We start from the raw sequence: 21,717 nt of genomic DNA on the forward strand, positions 1-21,717 counted from the left end.
TCAGCCCCCCGTCACCGGTGGGAAGAAGGCGACTTCATCACCGGCATTCAGTGGGTGGTCATCGCGCACCATGTCCTGATTGACGGCGCAAAGCACGCGAGTGTCATTGAGCGCTTCAAGCTGCGGATCACGCAGCGCCAAGGTGCGCTTCAGGCCCCCGACCGTCGCTTGGGACAGCGTCGTCAGGTTCAGCGCCAGGCTATCGAGGTCCAGACGTTCCCGCAGTTCCGCCAGGAAGAGAACCCGCACGGTGGCATCGCCGCGTGCCGCCGGAGCGGCCTGTCCCGCTGTCGCTTCGATAGGCTCAGCTGTTGCAGCACGGCTTGGTTCGGCCCAGCTTGATTCAGTCCGGCTTGGCTCAACCGGCGTCTGCTCGACAGCGGCGGCCTCCTCCGGGCGCTGCCAGTCACCACTCTTGCCGCCGGTCTTGGTCTCGAGCTGGATATCGCCGATCACGATACCCTTGTCGACCGCCTTGCACATGTCATAGAGCGTCAAGGCCGCCACCGAGGCCGCCGTCAGCGCCTCCATCTCGACACCGGTACGCCCATTGAGGCGACACAGCACCTGAATTTCCACGCAGCTGTTGGCGCTGTCCAGCGTGAAGTCGACCGTCACCTTGGAGAGCATCAAGGCATGACAGAGCGGAATCAGCTCATGAGTGCGCTTGGCCGCCTGGATACCGGCAATACGCGCCGTCGCCAGCACATCCCCTTTGGGCAGGCCACCTTCGGCGAGCAGTGCGAGCGTGGCAGGCAGCATGCTGACGCGTGCGCTGGCTCGCGCCTCGCGGCGGGTTTCCTGCTTGTCCGCAACATCCACCATATGGGCTTCGCCGCGTGCGTTGAGATGAGTAAGGCTCATGAGCTGTCTCGTATCCGTATCGGGTGCGCCTGACTGGCGGCAATCTCAGAAATACCAAAGCCTGAAGAAACAGGCAGGCAAGCCCTGATGGACAGGACTGGCCAATAAATTAGCAGACTATCTTTTCATGAATCAGCTGGCGTGACCACTGTGCGGGCATCGCCTAGACGATGCCTCGACTGCCCAGCCACTGCACCATGACCGGCTCGCCGGCGTGAAGCGTAGCGCAGCCGGCGGGAATCTCGATCAGGCATTCGGCCAGCAACATCGAGGTCAGAATACCCGAGCCCTGCCGCCCCGTGGTCATCACCACCTGCCGCCCCTGATCATCCAGCACGATCTGCCCGCGATGATAATCGACACGCTCGGCACGTGAGCGCAGCGTCTCGCCGGCGATCAGCTGCAGGCGCGGGGCTTGCCACTGCGCCAGCGTCGTCGCGGAGGCGTTCGCCTCACCCTTCGCCAACCGCTGCTGGCCCGACAACAGGCGCAGCGCGGGCAGCACGAACTGCAGGAAGGTGACCATGGTCGCCACCGGATTGCCCGGCAAGCCGAAGAACGGCACCTGGCCAGATGACGACTCGGTGCCGGCGGGAGTGGCACGCAACATGCCGAACGCCAGCGGGCGCCCCGGACGCATGGCGATGCGCCACAGCGCGAGTTCACCACAGGCAGCGAGGGCACTGCGCACATGATCGGCCTCGCCCACCGACACGCCGCCGGAGGTGATGACCATGTCGGCACGCGTCGCGGCATCATGCAGGGCAGCACTCACGCTCGCCTCGTCATCGCTCAGGATGCCAAGATCCAGCACCTCGATGCCCTGATCGCGCAGCAGCGCCACGAGGCTGAAGCGATTGGCGTCATAGATGCCGCCAGCCGGCAGCGTCTCGCCGGGGGCCGTGACCTCGTCACCGGTGGAGAAGACCGCCACCGTCAGTGGCCGATAGACGGCGACCTCAGCGAGTCCGAGCGACGCCAGCACACCCACGGCGGCAGGCGTCAGCCACTGGCCCGGCGCCATCACATGGCTGCCGCGCGCGATATCCTCTCCGGCCTGACGCACGTTCTGGCCACGGCGAATGCTGGTCACGCCCTCGATCACCACCCGCTCGCCTGCTTCGCTCTCAATCAAGCCCTCGCCCTGCCCTTCATCCCTTCCCTCGCTCTGCGCGGAGTGATACTCGAGCTGCTCCTGCATGACGACGGTGTCGGCGCCTGTGGGCAGAGCCGCGCCAGTCGTGATGCGCATGGCCTCCCCCGCGGCGAGCGCCCGGCCCGTCCAGGGATGGCCCGCCAGCGAGCTGCCGATTACGCTCAGCTGGCAGCGATTGCTCAATTCGCCACGATCGCTCAGAGGCTCGCCGCTCTCCGCGTCTGGCAATGAAGCCCGCGCCATCGCGATGCCGTCCATCGCCGCGTTGGTCTGTGCCGGGACATCCAGCGGCGAGATGACCATCTCGGCGAGCACACGTCCGGGCGCCTGCGCCAGGGGGACACGTTCGCTGCGTGGCGTGCGCATCACGCCCACCAGGCTCTCTCCCAGCACGCTCAAGGCTTCATCGACACTCAGCATGCGCTCGCCGAAACGTGGATCGAAACACGACAGACTCATGCGCCCACCTCGCCACGCGGCTTGCCGCCTTCCAGACGCCAGTGCACCGGCCAGGCGGCGATCCAGGCGGCCAGCGCCTGAGGATCGTCAAGATCCAGCCGCTTGAGGTCCTGCGGCACATCCTCACGAGTCGGCAGCTGCGCCGCCGGTGTCGCCAGCGCATGAATCCAGGGGTCCTCCGGGGCTCTCAGCGGCTTGCCTACGGCCTCGCGGTACAGTTCAAGCTTGGGCAGCGGCCACTGCTTGAAGCCCTCGACCAGAATCAGGTCCACCTCCAGCCCCTCGAGCTGCGCCACCAGCTGTTCCAGATCGGCCTCCGCCTGGTCCGGCGTCTCCATCATCAGCGCAAAGCGCTTAGCAGATGCCACCAGCATCGGCACGGCACCGGCCGTTCGCAGACGATGGCTGTCCTTGCCCGGCGTATCGACATCGAAGGCATGATGCGCATGCTTGATCACGGCGACGCGGAGGCCGCGCGCGCTCAACTCGGGCAGCAGCTGCTCGAGCAGCGTGGTCTTGCCGGTGCCGCTCCAGGCCGCGATGCCCAGCAGCGGACACGCTGACGCCGCCAGACGTGCCTGCCAGGCGGGCGACATCCCGACCTCATGAGAAATATCACCACGCGACGTGGGAGCATCACTGCGGGGGGAGGAATGTTCAGCACTGACAGCGGTATCAGCACGCTGGTCAGTCGTGGAGGAAGACTCAGGCATGAAGGTTCTCTTGGTGATTCCGGCGTATGGCGGCCTATCGACGGGTTCACCGCAGCGCTCCCGCGCCCGCAAGGGAAAAGATGACGATGACTGCTGCGGGCTGAGCGGATGCCATGAAGGTGAACACGCATGGCGCTCATTTCAATGGGGAACGGCTCGACATGAACAAGGGTTCAATGGGGGCAACGACGCTGAGTGGCAAGATACCCGCCAGAACCGCCAGACACGACACGTGAAAGGTGCAACCCCAAGGCCATCAAATCCTGACAGGCAAAGACAATAAGCCGCCAGACTCCTGAAGAGACGCTCCCGGCGATGACTACTTGCATCACAATGACACACCTTGGGCGTGCAAGCGGGAACGGATGACACGCTAGGAACGTCAGGAATGAAGCGCGCTCAGCGCGAGCCGGCTTCCATCTCACGGCATTCTTCAAGGGTATTGAGGTTGGCGAAGTCCTGCTCGCTGCCCGCCTGCACCTTGAGCCAGACATGCTGATCGAACCAGCGGTCGATCTTGCGCTCGCCAGCGGCCAGCGCCGCCTGCAGAGACGGCAGCAGGCCACGATGCATGAGACAGATCACCGGATGGTAACGAAACTCGTCTGCCGCCACGGCCAGCAGCGCGGGCCCGGCATCGACCGCGTGACCGCCCTCGACACTGAAGCCTTCCAGCTGATCGCCGTTGGCCTGGTCGATCAACGCCACGCTCAGCGTTTCGACCAGTTCATTGGGCAGATGCGGCACATCGCAGGCTACCATCATCACCCAGGGCGTCCGCGCTGCCGCCAGCGCACTGGCCATGCCCATCAGGGGACCGTGGTAGCCCTGCTCGCTGTCTTCGACCAGTGGATGCCCATAGGCGGCATACTCGGAGTGCGAGCGGTTGGCATTGATCAGCAGCTCGCCCACCTGAGGGGTCAGCCGCGCCAGTACATGCGCCACCAGCGGCACCTCATTGAGCGTGACCAGCCCCTTGTCGACGCCACCCATGCGCCGCGCCTGGCCGCCGGCCAGCACCACCCCGGTGATATTGGCAGACGTGAGCGAGGCCTTGAGCTGCTCGGCATCGCTCGGCAGTGGCATGGCGTCAGAGGTGTGATTGGAGCTCGGCATGAAGGCGTATCCCGGTCGAGTGCGCAAAGGCGCAGGTAATATCATGCAGCAGGGCCGCTGGCAGGGCATCCAGTGCAAGCGGCTGATGAACAGGGCTTTCTCAGCTCTGAAGCTTGAGGCGCCTAGCCGAAGGCTCAGCTATTGAAGGCAACTCAGCCCGCTGAGGGCTCAGTGTGCAGGCTGGCAGCGCTCAGCGTCCAGCGCTCACTCGAGCCCTGACTCAAGGCATTGTCCTGATGTGAGGACAGGATCACCGCACACCCCTGCTGGCACATCTGCTCCAGTCGCAGCGCCAACTGCTCGACAGCGGCCTGGTCCAGATTGGCGGCAGGCTCATCCAGCAACAGCACCGGCGGACGCGACAACCAGGCGCGCGCCAATGCCAGTCGCGCTCGCTCGCCACCCGACAGGGAGCGGGCCGGCTGACGGGCCTGATCGCTCAGCCCGCTCCAGCGCAGCATCTCCTCGACCTGATCACGCTGCTGCCCGGCAGAGCCGCTCTCGGGTTGCCAGCGAGCCGCCAGCACCAGATTGCCGGCCACGCTGGTATCGAACAGATACGGCTGCTGATGCAGGTAGCGCACCGGATGAGCGTCACGGGTCTGCCATTCAAGCTTGCCGCCGGTCGCTGACTGCATGCCGGCCAGCACGCGCAGCAGCGTGGTCTTGCCGCTACCGTTGTCACCCTTGAGGTGCACCCAGCCGGACGCTGGGGTCGGTACCCAATCCAGCGCCGCCACATGCCATAACAGGCGCCCTTGCGCCTCGACGCCCTCGCCGGAGACTTGCGCCGCAGACGGCAAGCGATATTCGAGGCCACGCACGCGCAACAGGGGAGCAACGCTTGCGTCAGCATCAAGTGCCCGGGCAACAGACGGCGAGGCTTGCGCGAAGCCAGCCCCCGTCACCGGGCTGGAGGGGTCGCCCGGGGGAACAGACGAGGACGAAGAACTAGGGGGGAACATCATGACTCCATACGACGATTCAGCCTGACGCGATCAGTGCTGGCGTGTGCTTGTCTCAACGGGTTGGCAGGCGGCTTTCATACTGGGGGAGCAGAACGCGACTGGCGGCGGGGCCTGAGGTCAGGCCTGCACCGCCAGCTGACCGCGACCGCGCAACACCCCCAGCATCAGATTGAGCGCCAGTGCCAGCACCAGCAATACCATGCCCAGGGCAACCCCCTGGGCATACTCGCCCTTGAGGGTTTCCAGCGCGATGGCCGTGGTGATATTGCGCGTGAAACCGGCAATGTTACCACCCACCATCATGGCGCAACCCACTTCAGCGATGATTCTACCAAACGCGGCCACCAACGCCGCCATCACGCCGAAACGGGCCTCCATCACCAGCCGCCAGAGCGCCGCCCGGCGCGACGCCCCCAGCTGCAAGGCTGTCTCCCAGGCACGTTTGTCGACCCCCGCCAACGCGGCATGCAGCATCACCACCAGAATCGGCAGGGCGAGCAGAATCTGCCCGATCACCATCGCCGGTTGGGTGAACAGCAGATGCCAATCACCCAGCGGGCCAGCGCGCGACAACAGGATGAACAGCAGCAGCCCCACCACCACGGTGGGGACGGCCATCAGGGTATTGATCAGCGAGATCAGCAGCCAGCGCCCCGGGAAGGCGCAGCGAACCAGCACGAAGGCGATCAACAGTGCCGGTGGCACCGCGATTAGCATCGCCATCAGCGAGACACGAAACGACACGCCGATGATCTCCCACAGCGCGCCATCCATGCTCAGCAGGAGGCTCAAGGCCTCCTGCGTGGTTTGCCACAAGCTCACGAACGCGGCTCAGCCTGTGCGTCCTGCGCCTTCACCGGCGTGCGCTCAGAGGCGCGGTCCGCTGTCTGGCGAGCATCGAAGCCGGTCTCGCCGTGGCTGGCATGGAACAGCGCCTTGCCCTTGAGACGGTAATCATCGATTGCCTGCTGCCCTTCGCTGGAGATCAGCCATTCGGCCAGCTCACGCGCACCACGGGTATTGAGCCCGTCATGATTGGCCGGGTTGACCAGAATCACCTGATAGGGGTTGAAGAGGCGCGCATCGCCCTCGACCAGAATCTCAAGCTCCAGCTTGTCTTCCATCGCAAGCCAGGTGCCACGATCACTCAGGGTGTAGTCCTGCAGTTCACTGGCCATGCTCAGCACCTTGCCCATGCCCTGGCCGACGGCCTTGTAGCCGGAGAAGTCAGGGGTGACATCGGCACTCTGCCACAAGGCCAATTCCTTCTTGTGGGTGCCGGAATCATCGCCGCGCGAGATGAAGCCGGCATTGGCGCTGGCGATCTTGCCCAGTGCCGCATCCACATCCTGCATGCCGTCAATGGCCGCCGGGTCCGACTCGGGGCCGAGCAGCACGAAGTCGTTGTACATCACGCCATGCGGCTCGATGCCGTAGCCGGCATCGACGAACTTGCGCTCGGCACCCGGGGCGTGGGTCATCACCAGATCCACATCGCCGTCCTGCCCCATGCGCAACGCCTTGCCGGTACCGACCGCGATGACCTGAATGGTGACATCGTGGGCCTGTTCATACTCCGGCAGCAGGTGATCGAGCAGGCCTGAGTTGTAGGTGCTGGTCGTGGTGGCCAGACGAATGATGTCGTCGGCCGCCTGGGCCGGCAGAATGCTCAGCGCACCGAATGACAGGCCTGCGAGAGTGGCCAGCAGGCGACGAGAAGACAATGTATGGCGTTGCAGCATGGGGATGCTCCCTGAATATTTTTATGGCGTGACGGTATTGATGACATCAACGTGAATGCTGACTCTGCAAACGACATGCCGAAAGCGCTCTCGTGACAAGACCTGTCATCCATCAGAGGCTTTCAGAGCTTTGGCATCGGACTGATACATGGGCTGGCACGCAAGACAGCCGGCGATGATACCGGAATCTTCTCCAGCAGGCTGAGTTGCCGGCTCCCGCCTGCTGACGTCCCTGTCGCCCTGCTGAGGTCGCTATCCTTGTCGCTAACCCTGGCGGGGCGGATGGCGATGCTGGTATAGCACTGCCGGAAGGGCAGGGAAAATACTGACAATAACTCCAGGCACGACCACCGCTGACCCATGACGCCCCAATTGACCCATCATCGCCGGGCCTTGCGTAGCACAACGGGACAGCCTGCCAACCCTGCCCGCCAGCGCCGCGTGCTGACAAGGCTGCAAGGCTTCGCCTGTGGCAAGCGCAAGCAGAAAGAGGCAGCAATGTGCCATCCAGCGCTAGATTACCAGTGAGCAGCACGCCACAATGCCCGCATGATAGAGATGATCTCCCCTGCGACCATTATTACTGCCCTGTTGACCCGAGGAACGCCATGACTGCCCACGCCCCCTCCACACCCCGTGAGACCCGGCGTAGCGGCAGCGACCCCCTCCCCACCGCCTCGGTACTGATCGTCGATGACGAGCCAGGCATGCGCCGCTATCTGGAGAAGGCATTGTCCTCGCGCTTCGCGCTGATCGAATGCGCCGAGAGTGTCGAGCAGGCCGAAGCCCTGCGCTCGCGTCTCCACTTCGACCTCATCCTGCTCGACATTCGCCTGCCGGGGCGTGATGGCCTTGACTGGGATGAAGCCCTTGCGCCCTCATCGGTCAGCGATGTCATCTTCATGACGGCCTACGCCGATCTCGAGACCGCTGTGCGCGCACTGCGGGCCGGGGCCTGTGATTTCATCATCAAGCCGTTTCGTCTCGAACAGCTGCAGGCCGCGCTGGACCGCTGCCTCGAGCGCCGCCAGCTGACGCGGGAAAACTTCCTGCTCCGTCGCGACAATGCCCGCCATCAGCAGGAAGAGGCCAGCCTCAAGGGCGAGAGCCCTGCCATGCAGGAGCTGGCGCATATCATCGCACGCGTTGCCCCTGCGCCCTCGCCGGTGCTGATCCTGGGGGAATCCGGCACCGGCAAGGAGCTGGCGGCGCGTGATCTGCATCGCCTGTCCGGTCGGCGCGGCGCCTTCGTGCCGGTCAACTGCGGCGCCATCAGCCCGGAGCTGTTGGAGAGCGAGCTGTTCGGCCACCTCAAGGGGGCCTTCACCGGCGCGCATCGAGGCCGTGATGGCCTGTTCAGCTTCGCTGATGGCGGCACGCTGTTCCTGGATGAAATCGGCGAGATGCCCCTGGCGATGCAGGCCAAGCTGTTGCGGGTGCTGGAAACGCGCCGCGTGCGCCCCGTCGGCGGCGAGCAGGAACAGGCAGTCGATGTGCGTATCGTGGCCGCCACCCACCGCACACTGGAAACGGAGGTAGCCGCAGGCCGCTTCCGCGAAGATCTCTACTATCGCCTCAACGTGCTGAGCCTGACGCTGCCGGCCCTGCGCGAGCGCCCGGAGGACATCCCGGCGCTGGCCCAGCACTTCTCGCGCCAACTGTCGCGCGAACTCAATCTCCCCGCCGTGCCCTGGCAGCACTCTGATCTCACTCGCCTGTGCCACTATTCCTGGCCCGGCAATGTACGGGAACTCAAGAACGTCATCGAACGCGCCTTGCTGCTCGGCCGCCTGCCCGGCGATACCCTGCCGGCCGACGCGCAGGCCGAACAGGCATCAGGCCACCTGGCATGGGACGGCAGCGGGAACGCGACCACCTCCACCAAGGAAGAGGCCGCCAGCAGCGGCTATCCACTCGAGTGGTCATTGGATGCGGTGGAAAAGGCCCATCTGTGCGCAGTGCTGGAGCGACATGCCAACAACAAGTCAGCCGCCGCCCGACAACTGGGCATCTCGCGCAAGACACTGGATCGCAAGCTGACCACCTGGCGCGCCGAGCAGCAAATCAGTGAGGACAGCGGCGCTGAGAATGGCACTGAGAGTGATGCTGGGAGCGGTACTGAGAGCGATCAACCCGCCACCTCCACTGCGTCTGCCACTCCCTACGGAGCCGACGGCAGCGCATGATCAAGCGCCTGCGCCATTACTTCGCCGGTTCGCTGCGGCGCAGGCTGCTGCTGCTGACACTGGCGCCGCTGCTGGCGCTGATGCTGGCGCTGGTCGGCCTGACCGCCTACTGGACCACAGCCTATACCGACCGCCAGCTGTACATGAACGTGCGCAGCGATCTCGATGTCGCCAGCCGCACGCTACAGAGCCAGCATCAGCGCCTGCGTGATGGCCTGGAAGCGATGCGTCGCAACCTGCGCCAGCTGGTGGCACCCGATGAGCAGACCGCGCAGCTGTTGCCACGCCTGGTGCCGCGCCTGGTTACCATGCGGGACACCCTCAACGCCGACTGGCTGCGCTGGTTGCCCACCGAGCAGTTGCGCCAGACGCCCGGCGTCGCTGCGCTGATTCCGCAACTGGCGCGCGGCGAAAGCCTGGATGGCCTCGACATGCTGTCCAGCGATTCACTGGCGACGCTGGATCCTGCGCTTGCCGAGCGCGCGCGCCTTGCGCTGCGCCAGACGCCCTACGCACAACCCAGTGCCCGTCGCGAGGAAAACCGCGGCATGCTGCTGCGGGCGCTGGTGCCCATCCTCGATGGCGAGGGCAAGCTGCTGGGCGCGCTGGATGCGGGCCGCCTGCTCAATCGCGACCCGCGTCTGGTCGATGAGATCCGCGATCTACTCTATGGCCCCGGCACCCTGCCGGAAGATGGCACCGGCACCATCACCCTGTTTCTCGATGATGTCCGTATCGCCACCAATGTCACCGACGCCAGCGGCGAGCGTGCACTGGGCACACGCGCATCGCTGGAGGTGAAGCGTCAGGTGATCGGCAATGGCGAGCGCTATATCAATCGTGCCTTCGTGGTTCGTGACTGGTTCGTGGCCGCCTATGCCCCGCTGGATTCTCTGGATGGTCAGCGGATCGGCATGATCTACGCAGGCTATCCGCAGGCGCCCTACGCGCGGCTCTATCGCGAGACGCTGACGCATATCAGCCTGGTGCTGATCGCGGTCAGCCTGTTGGGGGTACTGCTGGTGTGGAGCAGCATCGAGCGCCTGATGCAGCCGATCCGACAGATTCGCCGTGTGGTGCATGCCGTGCGTGATACCCCCTCACAGGAAGGCTTGCGCATAGGTCCGCTGTCCTCGCTGGGGCCGGCGCAACGGCACGGTGATGAGCTGGATGAACTGGCCGAGGAATTCGACGCCATGCTGGCGCGACTGGAAGCGCACCGCCACGAGATACAGCTCGCGGCCCAGACGCTGGAAGCCCAGGTGGAGGATCGCACCCGCGATCTGAGCGCCCAGACCGCCACGCTGCGAGAACGCAGTCAGGCACTGGAGGAACACGTCCGCCTGCTGCGTGAAGCGCGTGCGCGCCTGCTGACCCGCGAGAAACTGGCAGCGCTGGGCGAACTGACGGCGGGTATCGGCCACGAGATCAACAACCCCGCTGCCGTAATTCTCGGTCATGTCGAGTTGATCGAGGTGATTCTCGGTGAACAGGCCGAGCCGGTGCGCGAGGAAATCGCCACCATCATCCATCAGGTCGAGCGCATTCGCGCGCTGGTCGACAACCTGCGTCAGTACGCGCGCGACCCGCTCGCCTCCAACGACATTGGCGACGGCAACTCATTGACGCCGTCACTCGGCGCGCCTCACCTCAGCCAGATTCATCCCGATGAGGCGATCCACAGTGTCGAGGTGCTGGTCAGGCACGCGCTGGATCATCATGGCCATCAATTGCAGCATGAGCTGGCGGCGACTCGCCTGATCGAGGCCGATCGCGCCCAACTGACCCAGGTGCTGGTCAACCTGCTGATCAACGCCATCGAGATGGCGCCTGCGCCGGATACGCTGTGCATCACCAGCCGTGATCGTGATGCGGCGCTGGCCGAAATGAACGGCGAGCCAGACAGCCGTCCGGATACGTCAGCCTCAGCGACAGTATCAGCCTCAGTGCAAGCGTCAGGAGCAGAGCTCGCCCCCGTGGCGGGAGTCGAGATACGCGTCATCGACCACGGCGCAGGCGTGCCGGAGCATCTGAAGTCGCGCATCTTCACGCCCTTCTTCACCACGCGTGCCAATGGCTCGGGCATCGGGCTATCCGTCTCATCGGGCTTGATCACCCAGCTGGGGGGCAGGCTATGGCTGGAAGATACCCCCGGTGGTGGCGCCACCTTCTGCCTGTGGCTGCCGTGCATCGCACGCCGGCATCATGAGGATGATCAAGGGCGCCATCTGCTCGAGACGCTCAGCGCCGGGGGCAGCAGTCGCTCGCCTTGAGCCACAGGCGGCAGATGAGCATACTTGGCCTTGGCGAGGGGCACTGCCACGGACTCCCGCCCGCGTGCTAGCCTGCGCGCATGCTCACTCAATCAGGCACCACTGATGTCGCACGATAGCTCCCCTACTGCCCCCGAACCTCTCACTGCCGGCAAGGCAGCGCAGCCCACTGATGACGAGAAAATGGCAGACGAGGAAATGGCAGCGCCTCGCACGCTGGGCAAGCGGCTGCGCGAACTGCGCACATGTCATGGCCTCTCTCAGCGCGAACTGGCCAAGCGTGCCCAGGTGACCAATTCGACCATCTCGCAGGTCGAGCAGGACGCGGTCAGCCCTTCCGTCAGCTCGCTGAACAAGATTCTCGAGGTATTTCCGATCTCGCTGAGCGACTTCTTCAGCGATGAGATACCCGTCGAACCGCCACGCATCCTGCGTGACAGCGAGCATGAACCGATCGCGGGCTGTGGACCGGGTCTCAGCCTGCGACGCATTGATCAATCCCGGCAGACAACGCCACAACCCCACGTCGAGCTGGGCAGCCTCGCACCGGAGTGCAGCGCCTATCTGCAGGCCGCGCATGACAGCCTGGTACTGGTCACGCACGGCGCACTGCGCATCGAGTTCCCCGCGACGGCGGCCTGCCAGGAGGCACTTCTCGAATGCGGTGATGCTGCGCGACTGCATGCCGGGGAGCGCTATCAACTGTATTGGCGCAAGCCTGATGCGTCACAAGCCGCAAGCGATGAACTCGCAAGCGGTGAAGGTATCAATCATGAAGCCTCGGGCGCTGATGAAGCCCAAAGCTGCCAGTGGTTATGCATCGCACAGAGTCGCTAGCCAGGCATTCGCTCGAGAGCTGCTCGGCCCTGCCAGCACGACCCAGGCCAGCACGACCCAAGCCAGCATAACCGGGCCGATATGACCCTGACCAACAAGACTCAAGCCAGCTCGACCGAGTTGGTGTAACGCACGTCGCTAGATTCTTGCAGCGCGGGAGTGAGGGCGGCCCGCAGCATCAGGCGACTGCTCGCGCACCTCATCCCAGGGATCATTGGTGGCCGGCTCGGCCAGGAAACGCTCCACCATGGTGTGCGGGCAGAAATCTGCCAACCATTCCTCGCGAATCGGATAGCCCTCCTCTGCCAACAATTCGTTCATGCGGCGCGCGAGGCCTTCGGCGGAATGCGGCGCGATGGCGTGTTCCAGCTCGCCCTTGAGGATCTCGCGTATCCCGCCACGGCAATCCACCGATACGACCGGTGTGCCACAGGCAAGCGCCTCCATCAGTACGATCCCCATGCCCTCGACACGCGAGCTGAGCACGAACAGCTTGGCGGCACGCATCCAGGCATAGGGGTTGTCACGCTGACCGGCGAAGATCACCCGCTCGGCGATGCCAAGCCTCTCAGCCTGGGTTTCCAGGGCTTCCCGGCAATTGCCCGCCCCCACGATCACCAGCGGCTCCTTCGGATTGGCCAGGGCATAAGCCTCGAGCAACAGGGCATGGTCTTTCTGCGGCACCAGACGCGCCACATTGAGAATGAAGGGCTCAGCGGGGATATCCGGCTCATCCATGGCGGCCTGCTCGCGTATACGGGAGATCGGGCAGGCATTGACGATCGTCTCGATATGCGCCGGTGTCACCCCATGCTGGCGAGCAATGTCTCGGGCCCCTTGCGCCACATCGTCAGATACCGCCACCAGATGCTTGTCCTCCAGCAGACAGCGGGCAAACATGCGCTGCTTCCACTGCGGGCCGGTAAAGTTGACGCGATTTTCCAGCACGTAACGTGCTCGGGAATCCTTGAACCCCCACACCTGCTCGAAGGTCCCCAGGCCACGGAAGATGATGCGGTCAACCCTGCCGTGCTCCTGCTCGAATTCCTCGAGCCAAGCAGCGAATTCCTCGCCCCCGGCCTTGCCGACCCACACGAAATTGGAGCGACGGATCACGGGATTGAGCACCAGACGTGAGGCCAGTGTCGTCAGGGCGCCGCCGACTGAGCGCTGGACGCGCTGCTGAATCGGCACGATGTGCTGCTGAACGCTGGTATCCTGCGGCTCAAGCACCTGATCACGACCGCGCCAGATGACCATATGCGTCTCGTGATCATTCGCGGCCAGACTGTCGGCAAGATTGACCGCCACTCGCTCCATGCCACCCATTTTCAGGCTTCTCACTACGACCAGGGTACGCAAGCATCACTCCTTCGAATGTCCGCCAGTACCGCTTTGTGCCGCGTGCAAGACATGCGAAAACGATAGCTGGCGTCTGGTGGGAAACGAAAAATGCAACTCCCATGTGCCAGTCGCTCAGCACACGGGAGTTGCATTTATCTGAACCGTCATTCGCGGAAATGTTCCCTGCCACCACTCATCAGATGATAATCATTCCCCCTCTTTCGCCGGCGGCAGAATCAGGTTGAGCACGATGCCCAGAATGGCGGCCAGGCTCACGCCCTGCAGCGTGAACTGACCACCACCGACCTGCATGCCACCGATCCCGAACACCAGGATCAAGGAGGCGATCACCAGATTGCGCGGTGCGGTCAGTGAATCCCCCGCGCGCACCAGCGTGTTCATGCCGACCACCGCGATCGAGCCGAACAGCAGGCACATGATGCCGCCCATCACCGGCGTGGGAATCGTCTGCAGCACGGCGCCGACCTTGCCGATGAAGGCCAGCGAGATCGCGACACAGGCCGCGACCGTCATCACGCGCGGATTGAAGTTGCGAGTCAGCATCACCGCGCCGGTCACTTCGGAATAGGTGGTATTGGGCGGACCGCCGAACAGTGACGCCGCCGACGTCGCCAGGCCGTCACCGAGCAGCGTGCGATGCAGCCCCGGCTTTTTCAGGTAATCGCGCCGTGTCACCGAGCCGATCGCCACCATGTCGCCGATGTGCTCGACGGCAGGCGCGATGGCGACGGGAATCATGAACAGAATGGCGGAAAATTCGAAGGTCGGTGCAGTGAAGCTGGGCAGCGCCAGCCACTCAGCCGCATGCACCGGCGAGAGATCGATCACTCCCATCAACAGCCCCAGTACATATCCCGTCAGGATACCGCCGAGGATCGGCACCAGGCGCAACATGCCACGCCCGAAGATCGACAGCACCAGCGTCACGCCAAGACTGGCCAATGACAATGTCAGCGCCTGGGCATGCGAGATGTTGTCGCTGAACTCGCCGGTGGCCATCTGCACCGCCGTCGGTGCCAGCGCCAGGCCGATGACCATGATCACCGGACCGACCACCACGGCCGGCAGCAGGCGATGCACGATACCGACACCCTTGAGGCGAATGCATTGCGCCAGCAATACATAGACCAGTCCCGCGACGAACAAACCACCCATGGTGGCAGGAATGCCGAAGTTCGCGACCGAGCTCTGGATAGGCGCGATGAAGGCAAACGATGAGGCGAGGAAGACCGGCACGCTGGCCTTGGTCACGCACTGGAAGACCAGGGTGCCGACACCGGCCGTGAACAGGGCAACGTTGGGGTCGAGTCCGGTCAGCAGCGGGACCAGTACCAGCGCACCAAAGGCAACGAACAGCATCTGCGCGCCGGTGATGAGAGTCGTCAGCGAGAACCCTTCCTGTTCCGGCAAGGACACATGGGCAGACGACTCATGGGGAGAGGAGGTTTCAGAGGACGGTGATGAAGACGACATGGAAGCACTTCTTTTCACAAGCGGAGGAATCAACCGCCTGATCCTGACTGCTCAGACAGGTCAGACAGATACAAAAACGCCCCGCGCGGATGCGCAGGGCGTTGTCATCACTGGCGGGCGCTCAGCGCGTGCCGAAGATCTTGTCACCGGCATCGCCGAGACCCGGCACGATGTAACCGTTCTCATCGAGACGGTCATCGACGGAGGCGGTGTAGATCTCGATGTCCGGGTAGGACTCCTGCACCTTGGCAATCCCTTCCGGTGCCGCGACCAGCACGATGACCTTGATCTGCTGGCAGCCCTTGGCCTTGAGCATGTCCAGCGTGGCGATCATGGAACCGCCGGTCGCCAGCATCGGGTCGATCACGATGGCCAGACGCTCGTCGAGGTCTGACACAAACTTCTCGAAATACGGCACCGGCTCCAGCGTCTCTTCATCACGGTACAGACCCACGACGCTGATGCGTGCCGGGGGGATCAGATCCGTCACGCCATCCAGCATGCCCAGGCCGGCACGCAGGATCGGGACGATGGTCACTTTCTTGCCCTTGATGGTCTGGACATCCAGCTCGTTGCCACTCCAGGCATCAATGGTGGTAGTTTCCAGCTCCAGGTCCTGGGTTGCCTCATAGGTCAACAACTTGGCGACCTCACTGGCCAGCTCACGGAAGCTCTTGGTGCTGATGCCTGCTGCACGCATCAGGCCGAGCTTGTGCTGGACCAGTGGATGATTGATGGCATGGACGCTCATGGAAATACCTCTTGGGACAGAAGATGGTGCAAACGATACGCAGCACTACCCCCGCCGGCTCGGACGATAGCAGCGGGAAGGCTGGTAAATTGAGCGCATTCTAGCGGAAGCAGGCTTACAAGTTAAGGCTCTCGCCTTCAGGTTACAGCAGAGAAAGCGCCGCAAATGGACTGGCGACCTCCCGCCTGCCACTTGCTCAAGGCGTGTAACCGAAGTTGACGAAATCCTGTGCATAGAGAATGGCCAGCTTCTCGCGGGTCGCCGCTGTCATGCCGTCCCCCGCCTCCCCACTCCCCTTGTTGCGATGTGCAATCTCGCCGTTGATGCCCAGCTTGTTGGCAACCTGCTGGAAATCCTTGTCCAGGGTTTCGAAATGCCCCAGAAAATCCACCATCAAGGTCTCGTTTCCATCCATGACAAAAGAGGATTGCGAGAGAAACAGGAGGTGACTACGAAAAGCGCCTTGCCACAAGCCACGTGCGACAAAATCATCAAAATCTGAATATTCCGCCATCTCCTTGGCAATGGCGAGATCCTGCTTGCCTTGATTGCCACCACTTAATATATAGCGATACGCTGACAGGGCACGATCGTAGGGATTTCTGACAAAGGTGAATTTGTAATAACGGGCGAATTTTCTGGAACTGGCCTTCTTGTAAACCTGCCAGGAGACATGATCACGCCCTTTTTCCTTCGTCTTCCCCAAGGCGGCGAGGACTGATGTTCCGGCAGCCTTGGGAATATGAATGAAGATGCACTTGTTACGCGTAAAGTGTTTGCGATAAGGAAAGTCATTGCTTCGCCACATCATATCAATCCTGTTCATGTGGTTCGTCACCAGCCACTGATGACAGCCCCCCAATGTACGAAAAATCCATTGTGGCTTCAGCTTACCGGAATAAAGTGCAAGGAAACTTCAGTACACTCGTCAAAGGGCAATGGCGAGGCAAGACAGGCCAGCCATGAAGGTGGCTGACCTGCGGCCGATATCGCCAGCAATGGTCACCCAGCCACCACCTCAGCAATGAAGTCGCCGATACCCTGACAGTATTTCTGCTGGCAGAAATCTTTCGCAACGATCGCGCGCGCAGCTGCGCCCATCTCTCTACGCTGCTGCGGGCTTGCTGCCCATTGCTTCAGCACCTGAGCGATTTCACTCGGTTCGAGCACCTGTGCGACTACGATGGCGTCTTGCTCCGGGCTATAGACTCTGTCCGGACCGGTAATGAAATCCTCGCCATAGATAGCCAGCGATTCGCGGGGCCTGCTTGGCGACAGAATTTCACCATTGACTCCCGGGGAGATCTGCTCCGGCAATCCATCCACATTACCGACGATGGCAGGCACACCATGCGCCAGCGCTTCCTGCACCACATTACCGAAAGGTTCACGCCAGGAAGGACACACAAAGGCATCGAGGCAGGGATAGAAATCACTCATGTCATTCAACAGACCACAGAAGTGAACACTCTCCTCGAGCCCCCACTTCACGACCAGTGACTTCAAGGCATCTTCCAATATTCCCTCGCCGGCGATCCAAAGCTCCGCATGGGGGACACTCGCCTTGAGCTCTCGCAACGCCTCGATGGCGATCACCGGCGCCTTGAGTCCGGTCAAACGACCTGCGAAACCGATCCTGAACCGCTCGACCGGATGATCGGAGGCTACCTGCGGCAGTACGATGGAATTGCGCACCACCCGACATGGCAAGGACTCACTGATGCCAAGCGACAACTGCAACATGCGACTGGCTGCAAAGGAGTTGCATATGATGCCATCGAGGCGAGAGAGATAGTCCGTGATATCAGAGGTGGGCTCCACGAACCAGGCAGAGCCATGCTCGTAGTGAATGAGACTGATGTGACCGGGGAAATGCAGCGGATGGTTACGCAGCTTGTTCCACACCACGATTGCCTGCACCTCTTCGTCATTCAGCATGCGCGCCTGGCAGGTATCGCGGAGCCAAGGCAACTGCCGAGGAAGCTTGATGCCGCAATAACGCTTTATGTCATGCACCCGACCGGCAAAGTCCACATATTCAGACTGCAGCATCGGATGAATTTCGGGCGTCTGCAGCAGCACATGATGATCTCGCTCACGTGCGGCCATTCGAAAGAAGTTGGTGAAGGTCCGCTCAGCCCCGCCCAGATTCTTGAGGCTGATGAGATGCCCCGCACGAGGCCCTTGCAATACCATGGACACAGGGACTTTACTCATATTAAGATCAAAATATATTATCCTGAAATGAATAGCGTTGGCAGATCCATCATCGACGGTGTTGGTTCTGACTACTCGTAATTGAAATTATCAAAATCTCTTGAATAAAAATCACGAACAACATTGACAGTACTCTCATCACACTTTATTGAACAGCTTGTCAGCCATCGCTTGTTGTGCGCTCGACCTTGTTTAATGCCAAGGTGACTAAGAACATGACTTAAACTTTCCTCAAAATTCTCAAATCTACCCACATAGTCCATTATCACCCTGTCATTATCATCAACAATGAAATGCGACTGAGGAATAAAAAGCGAATGAGATTTGAATTTTTCTTCAGTCAAGCCATTCAGGACGAACGCATCGAAAGTTGGATATTGTCGTAGCTCTTCAGATAGCACTTTGTGGCTCTGACTATGGTTACCAGAATGCCTTAAATACTGATAAGCCGAAAACAATCTATCCAGTGGGTGACGAACGAAAGCGAACTTAAAATATTGATTAAAAAGAGAGGGATCTATTTTCTGATAAAACCGGTAATCATGATACTCCCTATTCTTAACGTACTCATCCCCCAGAGCCAAGAAGATAGATTCACTTCCTACTCTTGGCACTCCGACAAAGATACACTTATTCTTATTGAAACACCTTCGAAACTCACCACCTGCTTTATTGCGCATTCCCCCTCCTGATATCCGAGAAGATCATTCTCGCCTACGAAAAAGGAGGAATATTGCATAGAGTATGCAAGTACATACACATTACATTTCTAGCGGGATCAGTAAAATATAATTGATCAATACAAGTTTATATTTGATGCAAGGCTTCCTCAAAACTCTTGACTATATCCGACTGCAAGCTGCATATGACATTAGGATCGATTTTATCCGCGTACCTATTGATGTCGGCAGCATTTATCTCATTGAAAGAACAAAACCTCAGGGTAAAGCTACGGCCAACAGAGGAGAAATAATCATAAAATTTGAACTTACCTCCAGAATGGAGAGGACCATCATAGAACCAGCAATTCGGGATTCCATAGGCATCCGCTATGATCAAGCCATGTAGACTCTGACTTACAATGATTTCGCAGGATTTTATCTGAGTAACAATAGATTCAAGATCATCCGTGCGGAAATCTATTATTATACTGTCACCTACACGAGCACACACATTTTCCCACTCCGGACTATCAATAGTCGAGATATGAGGAATAAATCCTATTCTATAAGTCTTGTCTGGATCTGTATCATAAATCAAAGGGAGCATGAGACCTGGATCACCGACAGGATATTCTTTTTCTCCCAATGAAGTGAGCACCTGCTGAGTCATATACCCACGTACAGAATGAATAACAACAGATTTGCCAAATGTCCTGCCCATTGGCTTCATTCGCTTGAACAAAGAGGCATGTTTGACATATGGAGAAATAAGCCCAGACCCTACAACATGAATCTTTCTATTTCGTGAAGAAATCGCTTTATTGTTGACGAGCTTATTTAAAATACTGCCAACAGAGATCAAATCTGCCTCATCGACATTCGAGATGGAATGAGCGATATGAAACTGTCTATCCAGAATGATAGATGTGATTTCATCACCAAAATTACATCCACCATTCGCCGATCGCCACCAGTATGCTTTCAATTGACCATCTCCTGAAACATTAAAGCCATCGTCCACATAAGGTTCTCCACATATCCCTACGCAACGCTACTTCCTGCTTTCTTGAATTGAGATTCCAGTATTCATCGTCTTTGTAGCTGCCTCCCCCTTTCGTTTCAATTCGATAATCAGCGATATCACTTTTGACATCCGATTCTGGAAGCTGATCGCAAAAAAGAGGATAAACGGCATAAGCCTTATATTCAGTCGCGTAGAAACTATCTACCGCTTTTTTTGAATAAGGCTTATCAATGATCTTCTTCATACCTTTACGAGACAGCATATAGGCATGCCCTCCCGTCAGCTTGGCTCTAACCACGCCCGCAAAAGGAATCAACCACATCCTTCCCAGCATGCCACCAAGGTAAAAAATTTCCGGGTTTCGTATTTTCAAGAAACAATTGATACGTGCTATTACACTTTCAGCCGGCATGGCAAGAGTAGCATCATCTTCAAGGATCAAGACTCGTTGATAACCTCTCTCCATGGCCATTGCTGCGCAGGTACGATGTGACTCGTAACATCCACGCTCAGGATTATCCACATCACGCTCGGCAAGATAAAACTCGATATCCAAGCCTAGCGGTAAAAACTCTTTCTGTAGATGTTCCCGGCGGTCTTCCCGCTCTTTGAGGCTGATACAAAATACCCCATCCACCTCGAGTGTCTGTTGACTCTTGTTCATCCTTGGCGGCTTTCCCTAGAAACTTGTCACAATTGTATATTATAGCTGCCAGTCGATCGGCTCTTCCCCGCGTGCTTCCAGCCAGGCGTTGGCTTGCGAGAAGTGGCGAGAACCGAAGAAACCGCGGTGCGCTGCGAGGGGGGATGGGTGCGGCGCGTGGAGCACCAGGTGCTTCTGGGTGTCTACAGCGCGGGCCTTCTTCTGGGCATGACTGCCCCAGAGCAGGAAGACGACACCCTGGCAGTGCTGGTTGATCACGTCGATGGCGCGGTCGGTGAATTGTTCCCACCCCTGCTTTTGATGCGAGGCGGCCTTGCCCTGCTCGACGGTCAGCACGCTGTTGAGCAGCAGGACACCCTGCTTCGCCCAGCTTTCCAGGAAGCCGTGATCGACGGGTTCAAAGCCGACATCGGTGGCCAGTTCCTTGTAGATGTTCTTCAGCGAAGGCGGGGGGCGTACGCCGGGACGTACCGAGAAGCACAGTCCGTGCGCCTGGCCCGGACCGTGGTACGGGTCCTGGCCGAGGATCACCACCTTGACGTTGGAGAGCGGCGTCAACCAGAAGGCACGGAACCAATCATCGGAATGCGGATAGATGACCTTGCCGGCATCTTTCTCGGCGCGCAGAAAGTCGCGCAGACGCTGCATGTAGTCAGCCTGGAACTCTTGGCCAAGATGCGCCTGCCAATCGGCAGGCAACACCTCGGAGCGGCCAGTCGCGGCAGTCTCCAACGGCATGTCAGCTATCGCTCTCTTGCTTCTTGAGCTGCTCGGCGATCGGCTCGACGTAGGCGATGCCCATGTCCCACGGGAACTGGATCCAGCAGTTCTGCGGCACTTCGGTGATGAAGCCATCGACCAGCGGACGCCCTTCCGGCTTGGCATAGACGGTCACGAAGTGCGCCTTGGGCAGCATGTCACGCACCGCACGTGCGGTGTTGCCGGTGTCGACCAGGTCATCGACCAGCAGCCAGCCGTCACCGTCGTGGTCGACGCCCTTGACCACTTCCAGACCACCCTGCTCCATGTGGTCGTGATAGCTCTTGATGCATACGGTATCGATGTGACGGATACCCAGTTCGCGAGCGATCAGGCCGGCCGGAATCAGGCCACCGCGGGTGATGGCGATGATGCCCTTGAAATCGCGACCGCTGAGGTCGTGACATAGCGCGCGCACATCACGGTGCAGCTGGTCCCAGGAGACGATGAAGTGGTCGTGGTAGCGTTCGGAAGACATGTGGGTCACT

Annotated in this window: 20 protein-coding genes; 3 read left to right on the plus strand and 17 right to left on the minus strand. The window is 60.4% G+C overall.

Going from position 1 to position 21,717, the window contains the following annotated elements:
* The 7 genes from moaC to F8A90_RS12025 all read right to left on the minus strand — a co-directional run bounded on the left by moaC (nt 1) and on the right by F8A90_RS12025 (nt 7,018).
* Entirely contained in the window at nt 1-864 is an 864-nt protein-coding gene (gene moaC, locus F8A90_RS11995; protein ID WP_166018569.1) for a cyclic pyranopterin monophosphate synthase MoaC, read from the minus strand.
* A gap of 163 nt (nt 865-1,027) precedes the next feature.
* On the minus strand, nt 1,028-2,479 hold the full coding sequence (locus tag F8A90_RS12000) for a molybdopterin molybdotransferase MoeA (RefSeq protein WP_200017301.1): 1,452 nt from the start codon (nt 2,477-2,479) through the stop codon (nt 1,028-1,030).
* Complete coding sequence (mobB, locus tag F8A90_RS12005; RefSeq protein WP_200020012.1) at nt 2,476-3,075, minus strand: molybdopterin-guanine dinucleotide biosynthesis protein B; 600 nt, start codon at nt 3,073-3,075, stop codon at nt 2,476-2,478. The genes F8A90_RS12000 and mobB overlap by 4 nt, the downstream gene beginning before the upstream one ends.
* A 516-nt stretch (nt 3,076-3,591) precedes the next feature.
* A complete protein-coding gene (gene mobA, locus F8A90_RS12010; protein ID WP_233593311.1) occupies nt 3,592-4,308 on the minus strand; it encodes a molybdenum cofactor guanylyltransferase in 717 nt (238 codons plus the stop codon).
* Nucleotides 4,309-4,460: 152 nt separating this feature from the next.
* On the minus strand, nt 4,461-5,273 hold the full coding sequence (locus tag F8A90_RS12015) for an ABC transporter ATP-binding protein (RefSeq protein WP_200017302.1): 813 nt from the start codon (nt 5,271-5,273) through the stop codon (nt 4,461-4,463).
* A gap of 120 nt (nt 5,274-5,393) precedes the next feature.
* The gene (locus F8A90_RS12020; RefSeq protein ID WP_233593312.1) at nt 5,394-6,068 is read right to left on the minus strand and encodes an ABC transporter permease; all 675 of its coding nucleotides are present in this window, start codon (nt 6,066-6,068) and stop codon (nt 5,394-5,396) included.
* A 26-nt stretch (nt 6,069-6,094) separates the two neighbouring features.
* The gene (locus tag F8A90_RS12025; protein ID WP_200017303.1) at nt 6,095-7,018 is read right to left on the minus strand and encodes a substrate-binding domain-containing protein; all 924 of its coding nucleotides are present in this window, start codon (nt 7,016-7,018) and stop codon (nt 6,095-6,097) included.
* Between the two features lie 608 nt (nt 7,019-7,626).
* Here F8A90_RS12025 and F8A90_RS12030 point away from each other — a divergent pair.
* The 3 genes from F8A90_RS12030 to F8A90_RS17750 all read left to right on the plus strand — a co-directional run bounded on the left by F8A90_RS12030 (nt 7,627) and on the right by F8A90_RS17750 (nt 12,314).
* The gene (locus F8A90_RS12030; protein WP_200017304.1) at nt 7,627-9,204 is read left to right on the plus strand and encodes a sigma-54-dependent transcriptional regulator; all 1,578 of its coding nucleotides are present in this window, start codon (nt 7,627-7,629) and stop codon (nt 9,202-9,204) included.
* Nucleotides 9,201-11,477, plus strand: coding sequence for a sensor histidine kinase (locus F8A90_RS12035; protein ID WP_166018576.1), 2,277 nt, complete (start codon nt 9,201-9,203; stop codon nt 11,475-11,477). Before F8A90_RS12030 ends, F8A90_RS12035 begins: the two co-directional genes overlap by 4 nt.
* 105 nt (nt 11,478-11,582) lie before the next feature.
* Entirely contained in the window at nt 11,583-12,314 is a 732-nt protein-coding gene (locus F8A90_RS17750; RefSeq protein WP_442778868.1) for a helix-turn-helix domain-containing protein, read from the plus strand.
* A 138-nt stretch (nt 12,315-12,452) separates the two neighbouring features.
* On the opposite strand, the gene F8A90_RS12045 is transcribed toward F8A90_RS17750, so the two are convergent.
* The 10 genes from F8A90_RS12045 to gpt all read right to left on the minus strand — a co-directional run bounded on the left by F8A90_RS12045 (nt 12,453) and on the right by gpt (nt 21,707).
* The gene (locus F8A90_RS12045; RefSeq protein WP_233593313.1) at nt 12,453-13,676 is read right to left on the minus strand and encodes a glycosyltransferase; all 1,224 of its coding nucleotides are present in this window, start codon (nt 13,674-13,676) and stop codon (nt 12,453-12,455) included.
* A gap of 189 nt (nt 13,677-13,865) precedes the next feature.
* The gene (locus F8A90_RS12050; RefSeq protein ID WP_200017305.1) at nt 13,866-15,152 is read right to left on the minus strand and encodes a uracil-xanthine permease family protein; all 1,287 of its coding nucleotides are present in this window, start codon (nt 15,150-15,152) and stop codon (nt 13,866-13,868) included.
* Nucleotides 15,153-15,273: 121 nt separating this feature from the next.
* Nucleotides 15,274-15,903, minus strand: a complete 630-nt coding sequence (gene upp / locus F8A90_RS12055; protein ID WP_043335602.1) for a uracil phosphoribosyltransferase — start codon at nt 15,901-15,903, stop codon at nt 15,274-15,276.
* A gap of 196 nt (nt 15,904-16,099) precedes the next feature.
* Nucleotides 16,100-16,729 (minus strand): sulfotransferase family 2 domain-containing protein, encoded by a 630-nt coding sequence (locus F8A90_RS12060; RefSeq protein ID WP_200017306.1) that lies wholly within the window; start codon nt 16,727-16,729, stop codon nt 16,100-16,102.
* 176 nt (nt 16,730-16,905) lie between these two features.
* Nucleotides 16,906-18,120, minus strand: a complete 1,215-nt coding sequence (locus tag F8A90_RS12065) for a glycosyltransferase family 4 protein (protein WP_200017307.1) — start codon at nt 18,118-18,120, stop codon at nt 16,906-16,908.
* A gap of 71 nt (nt 18,121-18,191) precedes the next feature.
* Nucleotides 18,192-18,800, minus strand: coding sequence for a sulfotransferase family 2 domain-containing protein (locus F8A90_RS12070; protein WP_200017308.1), 609 nt, complete (start codon nt 18,798-18,800; stop codon nt 18,192-18,194).
* Between the two features lie 127 nt (nt 18,801-18,927).
* Nucleotides 18,928-19,767 carry a polysaccharide pyruvyl transferase family protein gene (locus F8A90_RS12075; RefSeq protein ID WP_233593314.1) on the minus strand — a complete coding sequence of 280 codons (840 nt, stop codon included), beginning with the start codon at nt 19,765-19,767 and terminating at the stop codon, nt 18,928-18,930.
* A gap of 19 nt (nt 19,768-19,786) precedes the next feature.
* A complete protein-coding gene (locus F8A90_RS12080) occupies nt 19,787-20,470 on the minus strand; it encodes a glycosyltransferase family 25 protein (RefSeq protein WP_166018582.1) in 684 nt (227 codons plus the stop codon).
* Between the two features lie 39 nt (nt 20,471-20,509).
* Nucleotides 20,510-21,208 carry a uracil-DNA glycosylase gene (gene ung / locus F8A90_RS12085; RefSeq protein WP_200017310.1) on the minus strand — a complete coding sequence of 233 codons (699 nt, stop codon included), beginning with the start codon at nt 21,206-21,208 and terminating at the stop codon, nt 20,510-20,512.
* 1 nt (nt 21,209) lies between these two features.
* A complete protein-coding gene (gene gpt, locus F8A90_RS12090) occupies nt 21,210-21,707 on the minus strand; it encodes a xanthine phosphoribosyltransferase (RefSeq protein WP_043335607.1) in 498 nt (165 codons plus the stop codon).
* Nucleotides 21,708-21,717: the final 10 nt, after the last annotated feature.

The sequence above is a fragment of the Cobetia sp. cqz5-12 genome, assembly GCF_016495405.1.
Classification (GTDB): domain Bacteria; phylum Pseudomonadota; class Gammaproteobacteria; order Pseudomonadales; family Halomonadaceae; genus Cobetia.

Excerpts from the sequence above, each read along its gene's own strand:
- F8A90_RS12050 (WP_200017305.1), bottom strand. The coding sequence starts at position 15,152 with ATGTCGTCTTCATCACCGTCCTCTGAAACCTCCTCTCCCCATGAGTCG.
- F8A90_RS12035 (WP_166018576.1), top strand. The coding sequence starts at position 9,201 with ATGATCAAGCGCCTGCGCCATTACTTCGCCGGTTCGCTGCGGCGCAGG.
- F8A90_RS17750 (WP_442778868.1), top strand. The coding sequence starts at position 11,583 with ATGTCGCACGATAGCTCCCCTACTGCCCCCGAACCTCTCACTGCCGGC.
- gpt (WP_043335607.1), bottom strand. The coding sequence starts at position 21,707 with ATGTCTTCCGAACGCTACCACGACCACTTCATCGTCTCCTGGGACCAG.
- mobB (WP_200020012.1), bottom strand. The coding sequence starts at position 3,075 with ATGTCGCCCGCCTGGCAGGCACGTCTGGCGGCGTCAGCGTGTCCGCTG.
- upp (WP_043335602.1), bottom strand. The coding sequence starts at position 15,903 with ATGAGCGTCCATGCCATCAATCATCCACTGGTCCAGCACAAGCTCGGC.
- ung (WP_200017310.1), bottom strand. The coding sequence starts at position 21,208 with ATGCCGTTGGAGACTGCCGCGACTGGCCGCTCCGAGGTGTTGCCTGCC.
- mobA (WP_233593311.1), bottom strand. The coding sequence starts at position 4,308 with ATGCCGAGCTCCAATCACACCTCTGACGCCATGCCACTGCCGAGCGAT.
- F8A90_RS12030 (WP_200017304.1), top strand. The coding sequence starts at position 7,627 with ATGACTGCCCACGCCCCCTCCACACCCCGTGAGACCCGGCGTAGCGGC.
- F8A90_RS12080 (WP_166018582.1), bottom strand. The coding sequence starts at position 20,470 with ATGAACAAGAGTCAACAGACACTCGAGGTGGATGGGGTATTTTGTATC.
- F8A90_RS12000 (WP_200017301.1), bottom strand. The coding sequence starts at position 2,479 with ATGAGTCTGTCGTGTTTCGATCCACGTTTCGGCGAGCGCATGCTGAGT.
- F8A90_RS12065 (WP_200017307.1), bottom strand. The coding sequence starts at position 18,120 with ATGAGTAAAGTCCCTGTGTCCATGGTATTGCAAGGGCCTCGTGCGGGG.
- F8A90_RS12070 (WP_200017308.1), bottom strand. The coding sequence starts at position 18,800 with ATGCGCAATAAAGCAGGTGGTGAGTTTCGAAGGTGTTTCAATAAGAAT.
- moaC (WP_166018569.1), bottom strand. The coding sequence starts at position 864 with ATGAGCCTTACTCATCTCAACGCACGCGGCGAAGCCCATATGGTGGAT.
- F8A90_RS12015 (WP_200017302.1), bottom strand. The coding sequence starts at position 5,273 with ATGTTCCCCCCTAGTTCTTCGTCCTCGTCTGTTCCCCCGGGCGACCCC.
- F8A90_RS12060 (WP_200017306.1), bottom strand. The coding sequence starts at position 16,729 with ATGAACAGGATTGATATGATGTGGCGAAGCAATGACTTTCCTTATCGC.
- F8A90_RS12025 (WP_200017303.1), bottom strand. The coding sequence starts at position 7,018 with ATGCTGCAACGCCATACATTGTCTTCTCGTCGCCTGCTGGCCACTCTC.